This window comes from Bacillus sp. KICET-3, from assembly GCF_033261025.1.
GTDB classification, from domain to species: domain Bacteria; phylum Bacillota; class Bacilli; order Bacillales; family Bacillaceae; genus Bacillus; species Bacillus sonorensis.
This window is the reverse complement of sequence record NZ_CP137345.1, coordinates 4,234,672-4,251,405: the sequence shown is the minus strand read 5'-3', so window position 1 is coordinate 4,251,405 and position 16,734 is coordinate 4,234,672. Positions and strand designations below refer to the sequence as shown.

The 16,734-nt window shown below is 45.9% G+C and carries 17 protein-coding genes; 12 read left to right on the top strand and 5 right to left on the bottom strand.

What is annotated here, in order from left to right; translation table 11 throughout:
• The first annotated feature begins 8 nt into the window (after positions 1–8).
• From R5H20_RS21730 to R5H20_RS21700, 7 genes are all read left to right on the top strand, one after another.
• Positions 9–1,310, top strand: a complete 1,302-nt coding sequence (locus R5H20_RS21730; RefSeq protein WP_006639492.1) for a purine/pyrimidine permease — start codon at positions 9–11, stop codon at positions 1,308–1,310.
• 65 nt (positions 1,311–1,375) lie between these two features.
• Positions 1,376–1,747, top strand: coding sequence for a DUF423 domain-containing protein (locus tag R5H20_RS21725; RefSeq protein WP_006639491.1), 372 nt, complete (start codon positions 1,376–1,378; stop codon positions 1,745–1,747).
• 163 nt (positions 1,748–1,910) lie between these two features.
• The gene (locus R5H20_RS21720; protein WP_029419659.1) at positions 1,911–2,564 is read left to right on the top strand and encodes a response regulator; all 654 of its coding nucleotides are present in this window, start codon (positions 1,911–1,913) and stop codon (positions 2,562–2,564) included.
• Positions 2,564–3,670 (top strand): sensor histidine kinase, encoded by a 1,107-nt coding sequence (locus tag R5H20_RS21715; RefSeq protein ID WP_006639489.1) that lies wholly within the window; start codon positions 2,564–2,566, stop codon positions 3,668–3,670. Before R5H20_RS21720 ends, R5H20_RS21715 begins: the two co-directional genes overlap by 1 nt.
• A 112-nt stretch (positions 3,671–3,782) precedes the next feature.
• A complete protein-coding gene (locus R5H20_RS21710) occupies positions 3,783–4,718 on the top strand; it encodes an ABC transporter ATP-binding protein (protein WP_006639488.1) in 936 nt (311 codons plus the stop codon).
• 16 nt (positions 4,719–4,734) lie between these two features.
• Entirely contained in the window at positions 4,735–5,850 is a 1,116-nt protein-coding gene (locus tag R5H20_RS21705; RefSeq protein WP_006639487.1) for an ABC transporter permease, read from the top strand.
• Position 5,851: 1 nt separating this feature from the next.
• Positions 5,852–6,997, top strand: coding sequence for an ABC transporter permease (locus tag R5H20_RS21700; protein WP_006639486.1), 1,146 nt, complete (start codon positions 5,852–5,854; stop codon positions 6,995–6,997).
• A 47-nt stretch (positions 6,998–7,044) separates the two neighbouring features.
• On the opposite strand, the gene gerQ is transcribed toward R5H20_RS21700, so the two are convergent.
• Together gerQ and R5H20_RS21690 are read right to left on the bottom strand one after the other, a co-directional pair.
• Entirely contained in the window at positions 7,045–7,587 is a 543-nt protein-coding gene (gene gerQ, locus R5H20_RS21695; RefSeq protein WP_006639485.1) for a spore coat protein GerQ, read from the bottom strand.
• 265 nt (positions 7,588–7,852) lie between these two features.
• Entirely contained in the window at positions 7,853–9,199 is a 1,347-nt protein-coding gene (locus tag R5H20_RS21690) for a TrkH family potassium uptake protein (protein WP_006639484.1), read from the bottom strand.
• A 411-nt stretch (positions 9,200–9,610) separates the two neighbouring features.
• Between R5H20_RS21690 and bslA the strand changes: the two genes are divergently transcribed.
• Positions 9,611–10,150 (top strand): biofilm surface layer hydrophobin BslA, encoded by a 540-nt coding sequence (gene bslA, locus R5H20_RS21685; protein WP_006639483.1) that lies wholly within the window; start codon positions 9,611–9,613, stop codon positions 10,148–10,150.
• A 49-nt stretch (positions 10,151–10,199) separates the two neighbouring features.
• Here bslA and hemQ read toward each other — a convergent pair whose 3' ends face one another.
• On the bottom strand, positions 10,200–10,964 hold the full coding sequence (gene hemQ / locus R5H20_RS21680) for a hydrogen peroxide-dependent heme synthase (protein ID WP_006639482.1): 765 nt from the start codon (positions 10,962–10,964) through the stop codon (positions 10,200–10,202).
• Positions 10,965–11,272: 308 nt separating this feature from the next.
• On the opposite strand from hemQ, the gene pta reads away from it, so the two are divergent.
• Positions 11,273–12,244, top strand: coding sequence for a phosphate acetyltransferase (pta, locus tag R5H20_RS21675; protein WP_006639481.1), 972 nt, complete (start codon positions 11,273–11,275; stop codon positions 12,242–12,244).
• Positions 12,245–12,281: 37 nt separating this feature from the next.
• Here the strand turns inward: pta and R5H20_RS21670 are convergent, their stop codons facing one another.
• A complete protein-coding gene (locus tag R5H20_RS21670) occupies positions 12,282–13,232 on the bottom strand; it encodes an amidohydrolase family protein (RefSeq protein ID WP_006639480.1) in 951 nt (316 codons plus the stop codon).
• 19 nt (positions 13,233–13,251) lie between these two features.
• Entirely contained in the window at positions 13,252–14,031 is a 780-nt protein-coding gene (locus tag R5H20_RS21665; RefSeq protein WP_029419654.1) for an IclR family transcriptional regulator, read from the bottom strand.
• Positions 14,032–14,241: 210 nt separating this feature from the next.
• Between R5H20_RS21665 and R5H20_RS21660 the strand changes: the two genes are divergently transcribed.
• The 3 genes from R5H20_RS21660 to R5H20_RS21650 are packed head-to-tail and all read left to right on the top strand — an operon-like array spanning position 14,242 to position 16,724.
• The gene (locus R5H20_RS21660; RefSeq protein ID WP_006639478.1) at positions 14,242–15,717 is read left to right on the top strand and encodes an aldehyde dehydrogenase; all 1,476 of its coding nucleotides are present in this window, start codon (positions 14,242–14,244) and stop codon (positions 15,715–15,717) included.
• A 16-nt stretch (positions 15,718–15,733) separates the two neighbouring features.
• Complete coding sequence (locus tag R5H20_RS21655; protein WP_006639477.1) at positions 15,734–16,519, top strand: 2-keto-4-pentenoate hydratase; 786 nt, start codon at positions 15,734–15,736, stop codon at positions 16,517–16,519.
• Positions 16,520–16,532: 13 nt separating this feature from the next.
• Positions 16,533–16,724 (top strand): 4-oxalocrotonate tautomerase, encoded by a 192-nt coding sequence (locus tag R5H20_RS21650; protein ID WP_006639476.1) that lies wholly within the window; start codon positions 16,533–16,535, stop codon positions 16,722–16,724.
• Positions 16,725–16,734 lie beyond the last annotated feature (10 nt).

Below are 16,734 nucleotides of genomic sequence, written 5' to 3'. Positions count from 1 at the left end.
TGATAAACTTGAAACTGCTTTTCGGGGCTTTACAGTGGACGGCGTTCATCATCGCGTCTTCCATCGTGGTGCCAATAGCAATCGGACAGTCATTCGAACTGAATCAAGCCGAGACAGCCGGACTGATTCAAAGCACGTTTTTCGTGCTGGGAACGACTGCCTTTATCCAATGCCTGACCGGGCACCGCTTACCGATTAATGAGAGTCCGGCCGGACTCTGGTGGGGAGTCTATACGATTTATGCGGGACTTACGGGCACCGTCTTCGCCGCTTATGCCGAGACGCTTCAAGCGCTTCAGGGGGCAATGCTGTTAAGCGCGGTTTTCTTTTTTATATTTAGCTTGTTTAAGATTATAGATAAGCTGGCTGTATTGTTTACTCCTGTCGTCACCGGAATTTATCTGCTGCTGTTGGTCATGCAGCTGAGCGAACCGATTGTGAAAGGGGTCATGGGAATCGGCTATCGCAAAAACGAGATTGACGTACCCGTTTTTTTGCTTGCTGTAGTCATTATGCTGGCGACGTTTTTTATGAGCAGGTCAAATGTGATGTTTCTTAAGCAGTATTCGATATTAATTGCGCTTTTCGGCGGCTGGGTGTTGTTTGCCGTTTTCGGCGCTGCAAAGCCGGCAGAACATGCCGATGAGTTCTTTCATTGGCCTGAAATTTTCCCTTTCGGAATGCCGGTGTTTGACAGCGGTCTAGTCGTCACATCTTTGTTTATCACGGTTTTGCTGATCGTTAATATGCTGGCCAGCATCCGTGTTGTGGAAGGGGCGGTTAAGCAGTTTGAAAAGCTTGAAGAAAAAAAACGGTCCCGTCCGGCGGGTTTCATCGCCGCGGCCGGCCATTTGCTGAGCGGCCTCTTTGGCGCTGTAGGGACGGTGCCGATTTCGGGAGCGGCAGGTTTTATTCAAACGACGCGAATGTCATCTAGAAAGCCGTTTTTGCTCGGGAGTTTTATTGTGGTTTTCATCAGTTTTTTTCCATTTATTATGAATGCATTTGCAAGCCTCCCGTCACCTGTCGGATTTGCGGTCAACTTTGTCGTGTTTTCAACGATGGTCGGGCTGGCATTTTCCGAATTTGATTCCTATGGCAAAAGTGACATCGGCCGTGTCCGTTTTGTCGCCGGGATCGCGCTTTTGGCCGGGGTCGGCGTTATGTTTGTCCCTGAGAGTGCGTTAGAAGGGATGCACCCTGTTTTTGTTTCGATTTTAAGCAACGGGCTTGTCCTTGGGACGGTTGTGGCCATCGCTGTGGAGCAGATTCAGTTGAGAAAAAAGAAATTTGACAATATCGTGTCATAATGTTGTCAAAGTTGAAATCCTGGGCATGTACGCTATGATGAGAAGAGAAAGGCGGGCGATTGATCATGAAATTATTTTTAATTTTAGGTTCTATAAATGCAATGCTTGCAGTTGCCTTGGGAGCGTTTGGAGCTCATGGGCTTGAAGGCAAAATTCCTGAGAAATATCTGCAAATCTGGCAAACGGGTGTGCAATATCATATGTACCACGCACTCGGACTGATCGCGATCGCCCTTATTGCCGGCAGGCTGACGGGCACCGGAAGCATAGCGGCTGCGGGCTGGCTGATGTTTGCGGGGATCATCTTGTTTTCTGGAAGTTTATATGTCCTCAGCCTTACGCAAATCAGCGTCCTCGGCGCCATCACTCCGCTGGGGGGAGTGGCCTTCATCGCGGCATGGATTATGGTCGTTGTGTCGGCGGTCAAATATTTATAGTTCACTTTTTTAGAAGCCGATCCTTTTAAAGGATTGGCTTTTATTATTTTAACGAAAACTGATTCATGATAAATTTAATGTTATGAACAGATGCGGAGGCCTTGCTGAAGCATATAGAAGGGGTGTGCACGTTGCGGAGCATGAGGGCTCCGCTCGGAAAACGATGAAAATCAAAGTGATCATTGCGGATGATAATTCATTTATAAGGGAAGGCATGAAGATCATCCTGAGTACGTACGATGAAATAGAAGTGCTGGCTACGGTGGAGGATGGCCGGCAAGCGGCTGATTATTGCGGAGCTCATGATGTGGATATTGCACTCTTGGATATCCGGATGCCAAATATGAACGGTGTCGAGGCTGCAAAGCTGATTTCCGGGGGGACAAGGACACAGCCATTAATTTTAACGACATTTGATGATGATGAATATATTTTGGCTGCCATCCGGAACGGAGCGAAAGGCTACCTCCTGAAAAATACCGAACCGGAACGAATCAGGGGTGCGATCAAAAGCGTCTTTTATGGGAATATTGTCATGCAGGACGTCGTTCTTGATAAAATCAAGTCAAATTTAATAGAGAACAAAGAGCCTGAACCGAAAATCGATGAAAGCCTGTTTACGGAGAGAGAGCTTGGCATCATGGCTTTAATCGCCAGGGGGCTTTCCAATAAAGAAATTGCAAAAGAGCTTTATATATCAGAAGGAACGATTGCAAATTATATTTCTTCCATTTTGGCGAAGACGGGGCTGGACCACCGCACGCAAATCGCGATCTACTATTTAACCGGAAAATCAAAGCTAACTGAGGAATCATGATGGAATTTTGGATGATCATTGTCAAACTTACCTTGCTGGGATATATCGTGTTGAACTGCATACTAGAGCCTGTCGCAAATCTCCCATGGATTGTTTTTTATTTAATCCTGTATTTTTGCATCAACATGATGATCAGTATCTTTCAAAAAGGATCAGTGAAAAAGGCGGCCGCTGTTTTGTCGATCCTCATGTCAATTGTTTCCTACCAGCATGTCCAGCCTTTATTTATTCTGCTATTGCCGCTTGGCGTCTATGAGTTGCTGTCTGATAGCCTGCGCAATCAATGGGTCATGTTGGCCATATCGCTTATTCCCGCCCTTTTTATCAGTGTATCGCTGCTGCCTGTATACGGTCTGACGGTTTTTTTGAATTTCCTGATATTCACCATTTTGAAACAGCATTCGGACCGGATTCATGCCCTTGAGAATCATATTGACCAAACGAGAAAAGATATGCACAAATTAACGAAGACTTTGCATGTCAATAAGGAGTTTATCAGACAGTCTGAATATACGTTTAAATTAGAGGAGCGGAACCGGCTGTCACAGGAAATCCACGATAAAATCGGCCATTCTATGACAGGGGCGCTCATTCAGCTTGAAGCGGCCAAGCGTCTGCTTGACACTGACAAAAACAAAGCGTCTGAACTGCTGCAAAACGCGATCAATATTTCTAAAGACGGAATAGAAAAAATCAGACTGACGTTAAAGAATATGAAACCTCCGGCGGAACAGATGGGCATCCATAGGCTGAAATTATTCATAGATGAATGTTCAGCCCTGCACCGTATTCCGATCTTATTTCTGTATAAAGGCGATTTGGACGTGATTACTCATATTCAATGGAAAATTATCTTCGAAAATATTACAGAGGCGCTGACCAATACGATGAAATATGCCGGGGCGACGCGCGTATCCATTGAAATCCACGTGTTGAATACGCTTATTAAAACCGAGGTGAAAGATAACGGAAAAGGGCAAGAGAAGATTAAAAAAGGCATGGGGATCATCGGAATGGAGGAACGGGCGGCTTCTGTCAACGGAAAAGTGATCGTTGACGGTTCAAATGGCTTCTCCGTTACCACGCTATTGCCGAAATATGAATGATATCATTGATAGAATATGAAATTTCTCATGTGAAAAAGATGAATTGCTGCACTGCCGCGTATTCATCTTTTTTTTTATAATGAATGTCGTAAAGTCAAAATGAGGTGAAAAGATGAATGCACTAGAAATCAAAAACCTTACGAAAAAATTCGGGGATTTTGCCGCTGTTGATAATATGTCACTTTCCATAGCGGAAGGAGAAATATTCGGATTCCTTGGCGCAAACGGCGCGGGGAAAAGCACGACAATCAATATGATTTCGGGATTGCTGAGGAGCAATGAGGGGGAGATTCTCATTCTCGGGAAAAATATCTCCAAGCACCGAAAACATGCCAAAATGAATATTGGCATTGTGCCTCAGGATTTGTCCATTTATGAAGAATTAACGGCGCATGAAAATGTGAAATTTTTTGCCGGGCTCTATGGACTGCGAGGATCTGATCTGAACAAACGGGTTGAAGAGGCTTTGGAATTTGTCGGGCTGAGCGATAAACATAAGAGCTTTCCGAAAAATTTTTCGGGGGGAATGAAAAGAAGGCTGAATATCGCCTGCGCCATCGCCCACAGGCCAATGCTGATCATCATGGATGAGCCGACGGTCGGGATCGATCCTCATTCCCGCAATTATATTTTGCAGTCCGTTAAAAAGCTGAATGAAATGGGGTCGACGATTATTTACACAAGCCATTATATGGAGGAAGTCGAAGAGATTTGTTCACGGATTGCGATCGTTGACCATGGGAAGATCATTGCCGAAGGTACAAAAGAAGAGTTGAAGGCGATCATCACCGACACGAAAGACATTTCGATTGCGGTCAAATCCGCCGGGAATGCCGACCTCGGCAAACTGAAGGACATCAAGGGCGTAGAGACGGTTTCACTTCAGGACAATACGATTAAAATTAACTCGGATGCTGGCGTCAGCAATTTGAACGAAATCATTGAGCACCTCATCACAAGCGGTGTCCAAATTCGCTCATTGGAAGAAAAAGCGCCCAATCTGGAAACCGTGTTTCTGACGCTAACCGGAAGAAATCTGCGCGACTAGAAAGGAAGTCAGAGGCTTGAATATATTAAACATTGCAAGAAAAGAAATCTTATCGTCTTTTCGTGATAAAAGAACAATGTTATTTATGCTGGCGTTTCCGATTGTGCTGATTGTGATTTTGGGAACCGCACTGACAAACGCCTTCAACAATCAAGTATCGGTCGATGATATCCATATTTTGTATAAAGACCAATCAGACGGAGAACTTTCACAAGGTTTTAAAGTCTTTGCAAAGGAAGCAAGGAAATCGGGCGTTTATTTCAAAAAAGCGCTAAATGATATGGATGGAAAGCAAGAAGTCAAAAAAGGCCGCTATGATGGGTACGTCGAAATCGACAACAGCGGAATCAAGCTGTATAAAAGCGATCAAACAAGCATTGAAGGCAGTATTATTCAAGGAATGCTGTCTGCGTTTACAAATAAGTACAATGCCGTGTCGGAAATTTACAAGGTCAATCCGAAGCAAGCCGGGGTCGCGTTTGCAAGCCATGGCGATTATATGAAAGAGACATCGATCAATTCGGCAAATAAGCCGAGCTCCATCGATTATTATTCAATTATGATGACAACGTTGATCGCCCTTTATGGAGCGCTAAATGCAAGTTATTTAATACGCGGGGAAAGAACCCGCAAAACGGCCGACCGGCTGCTGGCCGCTCCCATTCATAAAGGGGAGATTTTCGCCGGAAAGCTGATCGGAGGCATTGCGACAAATGCCCTTTGTATTTTCACTGTCGTTGCCATCAGCAAATTTTTATTTAAAGCCAATTGGGGCGAACACATTGGCATTGTACTGGCTGTTCTGTTCACTGTTGTGCTGCTGGCCGTAGCTTTTGGAATCGGCATCAGCTATTTGGCAAAAACGGGAGAATCGGCAGTAATGATCATTAATGTGCTGATACCTCTTGTCGCATTTTTTGGCGGCGCCTATTTTCCGATAGATGTTGCGGAAGGACTTCCCGGCCTTATCACGAATTTTTCTCCGATTAAGTGGTCAAGTGAAGCGATGATGAAAATTATTTATACAAACGATCTAGCGGCAGCGCTGCCGGCGATCGCTCTGAATATCGGAATATCTTTATTTTTGCTTCTGATCGCTGTTGTCGGACTGCGGAGAAGGGAGGGGCTGTAAGATGAAAGACATGCTCTGGCTGATCAAAAACACGTTAAACGTAACATTTAAAAACAAAAAAAATATCTTTCTGTTTCTTTGTCTTCCGCTGCTGGGGATCTTCGTCGCGTTAATGACGCAAGGAATCGGCGACCAAAAAGATCTGCATGTCGGGATTGTCAATCATGACAGCGGGCGGATAACGGCTGATACGGCGGCCTTTTTGAAGGGATTGGATCATGTCAAGGTAACAACAGTCGGCGGGTCTGAAGCAAAAGAAAGGGTTGCGTCAGGAAAGCTGGATTGCGTCATCACATTTGAAAAAGGCTTTGCCAAAAGCGTGAAGGACGGAAAACCGGGCCATATCAAAATCTCTTCTGTTAAGGGTGCTGAAGTAACGGAATTTGTGAAATCGTATTTATATCATTACATTGACAATATAGCGGCGGTCGGTAAAGCGTCTCAGGGAGACCTGCAAACTTTTGACAAAATCTACAGCAGTTACCAGCATTCCAGCCTGAAATTAAAAACCGATACGCTTGAAGATCAATCAAAACAAGTAAATATGACGTATTCAACGATCGGGTTTCTTCTGATGGCGATGCTCTTTTCAGCGGGGAATTTATCAGAAATCCTTGTGAAAGAAAAGGAAAACCGCACCTATTTCAGGCTGCTGACAACGCCGATAACGGCAAAGCAGTATGTATTCTCAAATATAGCGGTCAGCATGCTTGTCATGATGTTTCAAATCTTTTTTACTTTATTCATGATGAAAAATGTTTTTCATATCGATCCGGGAATTCCGCTCTGGGAAATGGCGGCCATTTTGCTGATATTTGCGCTGAGCGCGGTCGGTCTTGCATTGATTACGGTCGTTTTTTCAAACAGTTCCAAAGCTTCAGGAGCTATGCAAAATTTAATCTTCATGCCGACGATCATGCTTTCCGGATGCTTCTGGCCTGTTGAGATCATGCCGCCTTTCGCTCAAAGAATCGCAGATTTTCTTCCTCAGCGCTGGGTTTTGGAAACATTGACGAAGCTGCAGGAAGGCCGGCAATTTCAAAGCTTATATTTAAATATCATGATATTGTTCGCTTTTGCTGCTGCATTTTTCTTAATCGTGATCTTTAAATTCAGCCGCAATAATGATACGCGGAATTTCGTCTGATGAACGGGAACAAAAAAAGGGTTCGGTTTCACAGTGAACCGAACCTTTTATCTGGATGTGTATGTTGCCATTGAATACGGATAGTCGTAAACGATCGGTTCATCAAATGTCACATAATCAAGATAAACCATCAGAAGCAAATAGCGGGTGCCTGTTTTTCTGTCGCTTAAAATCAAATGATCGCGGCCGGCGGCTTCAATTTCTCCCCGGAAGACTTTCGCATTCCATTCCGGATTGTTTTCAAACGTCATATATACGGTCGCGACCTTACCCCGGTTGAGCCGCAATATATTTTCAATATAAGACTGCTCAAGCGGGAGCATCCCCGGAACGCTTGGAGCCGCGGTTTGCCCCGAAGGCATGGGTGGAACCTGGACCCCCGCGGGCTGCGGCTGACTCAGCTGGATAGCGGGCGGCTGAAAGGTTTGCTGGCCGCCCATTTGTGTATATGGCGGCTGTCCTTGCTGATACATCTGCCCCATCTGTCCCATCTGCCCCAATTGCGGATAAGGGTTGGCGCCCATTTGCTGCCGGAAATCCTGCATTTCAATCTCTTGAAGCGGCTGAAATTGATTTTTTTTGGGTTTCATTTCGTTCCTCCTTCTTTCATGAAGTCAAAAATCATCCCTTCACCAAGCTTATGTCTGGAATTGAACGCGGTTTTAGGACTGATTTTAGATGAAAGTTCAACATTACTCACCCCTTTAACAGTATGAGAGTGGATTGGGGAATATGACCAACAAAAGCAGGTTGCTGACAAACTGGCTGCAATCACCGTCACCGCTCGCACGTCTTAGGATGTCAAGCGATACAAAAAAGACCGCTCCCGGATAGAGCGGTCTTTTTATCGGTTATTTACCCTGTAATCACTTCATCTTCAGGATGACGGATCGGCGCTTTTTTCGGCTTGGCCAATGTAAATGCCATTGTTAACGGGCCGACCCGGCCAATGAACATCATCATCATAATCACGGATTTTCCAAGGGTTGACAGCTCTGGCGTCAATCCCATTGACAAGCCGACTGTCCCGAAGGCGGACACTACTTCAAAGACGATGTCCAAAAACGGAGCAGGCTCTGTTATCGTCAAAATAAACACGGTTAACAGCACAAATAAAAAACTGATGACGATAATCGCCAAGGCTCTCAAAATCGTTTTCATTTTGATCGTCCGGTTAAACACCACTGTTTCGCTTTTTCCTCTTAGAAAAGTGATGGTTGCCAAAATCATGACAATGAAGGTTGTCAGCTTGATTCCGCTTCCTGTTGATGCACTGCCCGCCCCAATGAACATCAGAACGATGATCAAGAGAAGGGAGGGAGGCGTCATCTGGGCGATATCGATTGTATTAAATCCGGCCGTTCTCGGAGTGACACCCTGAAAATATGCGCCCCATAATTTTTCAGTCAATGGCAGGTTTCCCAAGGTTCCGGGGTTTGTATACTCTAATATAAAAATCATCAGCGCTGCTACGGTGTTGATGATCAATGTTCCGACGATCATGAGTTTGGAATGAAGCGACAGTTTCCGGAAGTTCCTTTTTGTCCATAAGTCTAAAAGGACGGTAAAGCCGATACCCCCGGTGATAAAAAGCCCCGTAATGACAAGGTTGACAATCGGATCCCCAACATATCTGGACAAGTTGTCCGGCCACAAGGAAAAACCGGCATTATTAAAGGCGGAGATCGTGTTAAACAAACTGTGAAACAAACCTTTCTGTATACCGTATTCCGGGACCCACCTGATCGAAAGAATGAGAAAAGCGACGAATTCAATCACGATGGTGAAAATAAATAAATGCTTAACAAGCCGGACGAGCCCGCCTAAAGAAGTCTGGTTGAACGCTTCTTGGACGAGAATACGCTGCTGCAGGCCGATTTTTTTTCCGATCATCATGACAATGAGCACTGCGAAGGTCATCAATCCTAATCCTCCGACCTGAATCAGCAGCATGATGACGGTTTGTCCGAAAACCGTATAATCCTCTCCCGTGTTTACGACGGTTAAACCTGTTACGGTGGTGGCCGATGTCGCCGTAAATAAGGCGTCAACCCAGGAAATATAGGTTGTCGATGCAATCGGCAGCTTGAGCAAACACGCACCGACCGCAATAATGATGAAAAAGCTGAGTGCCAGTGTTTGCGGAGGACTGATATTGATAATCTTTCCTTTTACTAGATTAGAAGAAGTCATTTTAGGCATTGTTTTAATCCTTTCTTCGTCTTTCCATTCGACATCTGATTGATGGATTCTTTTTAAAGCCTACTTAAATAATGTCAATAATGTACTTCGCAATATCAGGTTTGTCAACATCCAAAACAGATCATCGGACGGATTGCATCTTTGCAAATGACAATGGTTCATTGGACCTTTTATGTATAAATGTTACAAAAAATCAAGAGGATCATCACCTGGTCATATTCTATTATTTTGAATTATTTTTTAAAAAATCCCATGTAAGACATTTACTAGAAGGTGGAAAAATGATAGTTTTTAAGGGAAAAGGATGAAGTTGTCAAAGATTTTGGGGGGAGGCGTTAGGTTTCTGCAGCTGATCTTGTCGTGCCGGCCAATGTTTAAAGTCTAAAATGAAAACCAGGGGGATTTGCGATGTTGAAAAATATGTTTCGTTCTACATTAACAATGATGATGGCAGGGTTTGTGATCATGGCATCGATGTTTCTGCCTTCTTTTCACGCTGATGCCAAAACCGTAAAAACGGAGTCGGTGAACCGTCCGGCTGCAAAGGCCTCATTGCATTCAGTGATTACGGGGGCGAGCAAGCAGGAATGGTCATTCTCCGACATTGAGCTCACATACAGACCAAACTCGATTTTGGCGCTGGGAACGGTCGAATTTACATTGCCTTCCGGATTTTCCGCCACAACGAAAGACACGGTAAACGGAAGAGCGCTGACAACAGGGCAGATTTTAAACAATGGAAAAACGGTGAGACTTCCGCTTACGATCGATTTATTGGGCATTGCGGAATTCAAGCTGGTTTTAGCAAATAAAACCCTCCCTGCCGCCGGAAAATACACATTCAGAGCGGAAAACCGGGTGCTGGGGCTTGGATCGACTTTTTATGCCGAATCTTCCATTGAGGTTCAAAAAAGATCGACTCCGCCTACACAGCCGTGCAACTGCAATTAAGCATTTAAAAAAGCTCCAAAGACAAGCGTCTTTGGAGCTTTTGCCATTTTTAAACGTGCAAAAATGCGGGCAGCTGTTCATTTGATAGGCGGTTGCCGACGAAGAATGAGCCGAATTCCCCGTAGCGCGCACTGACTTCATCAAAGCGCATTTCATAGACAAGCTTTTTAAATTGCAGCACATCATCTGAGAAGAGTGTGACACCCCATTCATAATCGTCAAATCCGACTGAACCCGTAATAATTTGTTTGACTTTCCCGGCATATCCGCGGCCGATCATGCCATGGCTGCGCATCAGTTTTTTGCGCTCTTCCATTGACAGCATATACCAGTTGTCATTGCCGGATCTTCTCTTATCCATCGGGTAGAAGCAGACATATTTCGCTTTAGGGAGCTCAGGGTACAGGCGCGCCCGGATTTGCGGATTTTCGTAAGGATCTCCGTCACCGCTTCCCATATAGTTGCTGAGCTCGACGACAGATACATAAGAATAAGCGGGAATCGTGTATTCCGCCAGCTTGGATTTATTGAATTCAAGCTCGATTTGATTCAATTCCTCCATCGTTGGACGCAAAATCATCAGCATGAAATCGGCTTTTTGGCCGACGATGCTGTACAATGTATGGCTTCCGTTTCCTTCTTTTTCCGTTACGCCCCATTTTTCAAGGAGCCCGGTAAATTCGCTGATAATGATCTGGCGTTCATCGCTTGAAAGCAGCTTCCAGGCAGACCAGTCCATCGTCCGGAAATCATGAAGGGCATACCAGCCGTCAAGCGTTTGCGCGGCTTCATTTGTCTTTTGCTGTTCGCTCATTTCTTTCACTCCCAATTTGTATGTAATTGACTCCATCATATCATAGTTTGTCCACATTCATCTGTTTAGAAGTCTTGAACAAGCCAAAAAGCAACCTCTGTCATCTGGGTTTTGCCGTATAAGCCGGGAAGCCTGTTGTATAATAAAGCTGACAAGAACTAAACCATAGGAAGCCGGCGCTTAAATTAATTAAAAAAAAGCGTTTTTTCTATGAAAGCGTTATAATGAATGCTGAAGGATTGAATTTATATCTCAATAGAGTATGCTAAATAGGGAAGTTTTTTGTACTACTTCAAGGAGGGTATATTGTGGCAGATTTATTTACAACAGTGCAGGAAAAAGTAGCGGGAAAAGGAGTTAAAATCGTATTTCCGGAAGGCTTGGATGAGCGCATTCTGACAGCGGTCAGCCAATTGGCAGGAAATAACGTACTGAAGCCGATTCTCGTCGGGAACAAAGAAGAAATTGCGGCAAAAGCAAATGAATTGAACGTGACTCTTGACGGTGTTGACATATATGATCCCCATACATATGAAGGAATGGAAGACCTTGTTCAGGCTTTCGTTGAACGCCGTAAAGGAAAAGCGACTGAAGAGCAGGCCCGCCAAATCCTGTTGGATGAAAACTATTTTGGCACAATGCTTGTTTACAAAGGGCTTGCGGACGGCCTTGTCAGCGGTGCGGCTCATTCAACCGCAGACACGGTTCGCCCGGCGCTGCAAATTATTAAGACAAAAGAAGGCGTAAAAAAAACATCAGGCGTCTTCATTATGGCCCGCGGCGATGAACAGTACGTGTTCGCTGACTGTGCAATCAACATTGCGCCCGACAGCCAGGACCTGGCGGAAATCGCAGTCGAAAGCGCCAATACGGCAAAAATGTTCGACATCGAGCCGCGAGTGGCGATGCTCAGCTTCTCAACAAAAGGATCTGCAAAATCAGATGAAACCGAAAAAGTGGCAAATGCCGTTGCAATCGCTAAAGAAAAAGCGCCTGAGCTTACGCTTGACGGCGAATTCCAATTTGATGCCGCATTTGTTCCATCTGTCGCTGAGAAAAAAGCGCCTGGCTCCGTGATTAAAGGCGATGCAAACGTATTTGTTTTCCCAAGCCTTGAAGCGGGGAACATCGGCTATAAAATCGCGCAGCGCCTCGGCAACTTTGAGGCGGTCGGACCGATTTTACAAGGTCTGAACATGCCTGTGAACGATCTGTCCAGAGGCTGCAATGCTGAGGATGTATATAATCTTGCTCTCATTACAGCGGCACAAGCGCTGTAATGAAACAGAGGTGAGCCTGTCATCAGGTTCACCTTTTTTATGCTTCGATTTTCATCCCAAGCAGAGCTTCTGCTCCTTCGCGGCCGATATTGGCGGGCGGCCATTGACACAGGTCGAAAGGATAATCGGAGCCTGGCACGACGCGGTCTTTTCCGGCGAGCTTTTGCAGATATGCCGCGCTTTCTCCGTGCCACAAAACGGTATCATACCAAAACCTGCGCAGATAATCGCTTGGCGGGGCAGTGATCGATGAGGATACATTTGGCCATTTTTGATAGCCTTTATCCAGCCTGCCAATTTGATATGGAAGAAATCCGCCCCCATGCGCCAAAAGAATTTTCACATTTGGAAAACGGTCAATTAGACCGCTTAATAATAAGTCTGCCGCACAGACGGTCGTTTCCCATGGCACACCGATCAAGTTGGGCATCATTTTTCTGCGGAGCCGCGGATCTTCAGAAAGGAGCGGGTGGATAAAAATAACCGCTTCTTGTCTGTCGGCTTCTTCCCAAAACGGCGTAAACGCCTCATCTGAGAGCAGCATGTCCGAGGCCCCGGGGCCGATAATCGCTCCTTTCAGCCCAAGGGCCATCGCTTCGCGTAATCGGCCGCATGCCTTCACAGGGCTGTTCAACGGGATTGTGCCAAGTCCGGAAAGCCGTCTGCTTTCTTTTTTGATCCAGTTTGAAAGGGCTCTGTTATAAACGCCCGCCATTTCATCTGTTATCTCTTCGGCCAGATCGTAAAGAAACAGCTGGGGAACGGGCGACACAAGCGAATGCGTGATTCCCGCATTTGTTTGTGCATGCAAAAACAAATCTTCTTTAAAAAACGTCTCCTTTAATTCAAATCCCCATTTGCCGTTTACCGTCAGAAACGGGGCTTTTTCCGGCGATTTCCTTTCCCATACCGCATGAACCGCGTTTTTATTTTCCTTCAGCCAGAGCAGAACTTCTGAAGGAAGAAAATGTGTATGAAAATCGAACATCGTTCAAATCCCTCCAATTTTATGTACGCTTCCAATAGCCGATCCTTTCTGAAATGTCATGAGCCGCCTTTTTGACTTTATAAATAATCCCGGATTCTGAGGCTTTCATTCGGTTCGTGGGGCCCACGACGCTGACGGCATACACGACCTGTCCCAAATAATTTCTGATGGGAGCCGAGATGGATGTGACGCCTTCGATGAATTCGCCATTGCTGACGTCATATCCGTTTTCATGCACGCTTTTAAGCGTTTCGCGCAATTTTTTTGCATCTGTAACGGTTTTTTTCGTATAGCTTTTCAGGCCTTTTTCCAAATAACGGTCTACCCATCCATTCCGATCGTATGCAAGCAGCACTTTCCCTGAACTTGTGCAATGCATCGGATTTTGGCGGCCGATATGGGAAAGGATTTCAACAGGGCTGGGACATTCGGTCCGATTGATATAAACGACGCTGAAACCGTCACGGATGGCGATATGAGCGGTTTCTCCGGTTTCATCAGTCAGCCTTTCAAGAATAGGCTGGGATTCCCGGTTGATTTCAAGAGTGGAGTTGACAATTGTATTTAACTGCAAGACGGATAGGCCCAGCTTGTATCGTTTCGATTCAGGATCCTTCATAACGAATCCTTCGCTTTCCAGTGTGGACAGGAGCCGGCAGACCGTGCTTTTTCCAAGTCCCAGTGATGAAGCCAGTTCGGTTACTTTCCTTTCCGGTGTATCCAAGGTAAAAGCTTGCAGCAGGCGAAGAGCATTTTTTACAGACCCGAGCAGATAGTGTTGTTTTGTCTCGACAGCCATTGTTTCCTCACTCTTTTCTTTGGTTTTGTTGCCTTTTATTCCATAATATAACATGGACGGAAAAGTAAATGAAATAAAAAAACGAAAAATATCAAATTTTCCGAAAAAACATTCCGTTTGTTCCGTATAGAGGAACAATGCTGTTTTCTAGAGAGTGAAAATCATTTACCGTTATGGAAAGGATTAGAAAAAGGAGGATGTTGATTTCATATGAATGTTCAAACCCCACCTGCGCATTTCGTCAAGCCGTTTGACTGTCGGCACTATATTAACGGCAGATATTTTTCGTCGGAAAACGGCAAAACATTCGACAATATCAACCCGGCCACCCAGGAAGTCATTGGAAAGGTTTGTGAGGGGGGGAAAAAAGAGGTTGATCTGGCTGTCGCCGCGTCAAGGCGTGCGTTACATGGACGCTGGAAAAGCATGACAAGCGATGAGAGGATTCGAATCATCAGAAAAATCGGCGACATTATTTTAGAGCGCAAAGATGAATTGGCGAAGCTTGAAACATTGGATACGGGAAAACCGCTCTCATTATCAAGCACATTGGACATTCCGCGTGCTGCATTTAACTTTCATTTTTTTGCAGATTTTATGAGAGGAGTCGGAACGGAGGCCTATCAAACAGATGAAGCCGCCATCAATTATGCGATCCGCCGCCCGGTTGGCGTTGTCGGCTTAATCAATCCGTGGAACTTGCCGCTATTGTTGCTGACATGGAAATTAGCTCCTTGCCTGGCGGCGGGAAACACCGCTGTCATCAAGCCGGCCGAGCTGACGCCGATGACAGCCACGCTTTTGGGGGAAATCTGCCATGATGCGGGCTTGCCTGACGGTGTCGTCAATATTGTGCACGGCTTCGGTCCGGATTCAGCCGGTGCGGCGCTTTCCGAACATCCCGATGTCGATGCGATTTCCTTTACCGGTGAAACGACGACCGGAAAAATCATTATGGAAGCCGCTTCTAAAACGTTAAAGAAGCTCTCTTTTGAATTGGGCGGAAAAAACCCAAACATCATTTTTGCTGATGCCGACATGGATGAAGCCGTTCAAACCACATTGAAATCGAGCTTTGTCAATCAAGGGGAAGTATGTATGAGCGGTTCGCGCATTTATGTCGAACGGGAAGCGTATGATGAATTTTTGGCTACTTTCGTCGAGAAAACAAAGGAGCTTCAGGTCGGAGATCCTTTTGATCCGAATACGAATATCGGTGCCTTGATTTCAGCCGAACATACCGAACGGGTGGTGAATTACATAGCGCTTGCAAAGGAAGAAGGCGGCGAAATTGTAACCGGCGGAAGGCGCCCGGAAGGACGGGAAAGCGGCTGTTTTCTTGAACCGACGATCATTACGGGGATTTCCCGGAGCTCCAGGGTTGTGAAAGAAGAGATCTTCGGTCCCGTAGTGACGGTGATTCCGTTCGATGATGAAGAAGAAGTCATCGCACAGGCGAATGATACCCATTACGGTTTGAGCGCAACTGTTTGGACGAACGACCTCCGCCGCGCACACCGGGTCGCCGGACAAATCGAAGCCGGTATGGTCTGGGTCAATACCTGGTTTCTCAGGGATCTGCGGACACCGTTCGGAGGCATGAAACAAAGCGGACTTGGTCGTGAAGGAGGAATTCACAGCCTCGAGTTTTTCAGTGAATTATCGAATATCTGCATCAAGCTGTAAAAGGAGGAAAACGTGAATGAATGCCGCAGCATTAAAAGAAACGGCCCGGATATTATACATGGCGGAGGCGGAAAAGCGGGAGATCGTCAGAATTACAAGGGATTATCCTGAACTGACGGTCGAGGACGCCTATAAGATTCAAGAAGAGCTGGTGAAGCTGAAATTAAAGCGGGGCAATGGAATCATCGGACCGAAAATGGGGCTGACAAGCCGGGCGAAAATGCAGCAAATGAATGTTGAAGAACCCATATACGGATATATCTTTAAGGACATGATCGTACCGGACGGCGGAAAAATTAATATCCATCAGCTGATTCACCCGAAAGTCGAAGCGGAGATCGCCTTTGTGCTTGGAGAGGACATTGAGGGTCCGGGCGTCACCGGTGAGCAGGTTTTGGCGGTGACCGAATATTTGATTCCGGTGCTTGAAGTGATCGACAGCCGCTACGAAAATTTTTCTTTCACACTTCCTGACGTTATCGCCGACAATGCTTCGTCTTCAAGAGTCGTGTTCGGTGAAAAGGTCAAAAAGCCGGAGCATCTCCAACTTGATGCAGTCACGGTTTCTTTAGCGATTAACGGCGAAATCAGAGAACAGGGGACAGGCGCGGCGGTTGTGGGCCATCCCGCCAATTCGGCAGCCATGCTCGCCAACATGCTTGCCAGGAAAAAGCAAAAGCTGAAGGCGGGCAGCGTCATTTTGACCGGCGGTGTAACGGGAGCTGTCATGCTGACAGCCGGAGACAGCGTTTCAGCGCAGGTGGAAGGGATTGGAGACGCATCTTTTACAGTCTGTTCATAATGGAGGAGATATTTTGCCGATCGTTCACATTCAACTATTAGAAGGCAGGCCGGCGGAAAAGGTGGAGGAAGTCATTCAAAACGTGACAGATACGGTAAGCGCCACCTTGGATGCCCCGAAGGAAAATGTTCGCGTTCTCGTCACAGAGATCCCGAAAACCCACTGGGGGATAGGCGGAACGCCGGCATCAAAAGCAAAACCGTAAAAAGGGTTAT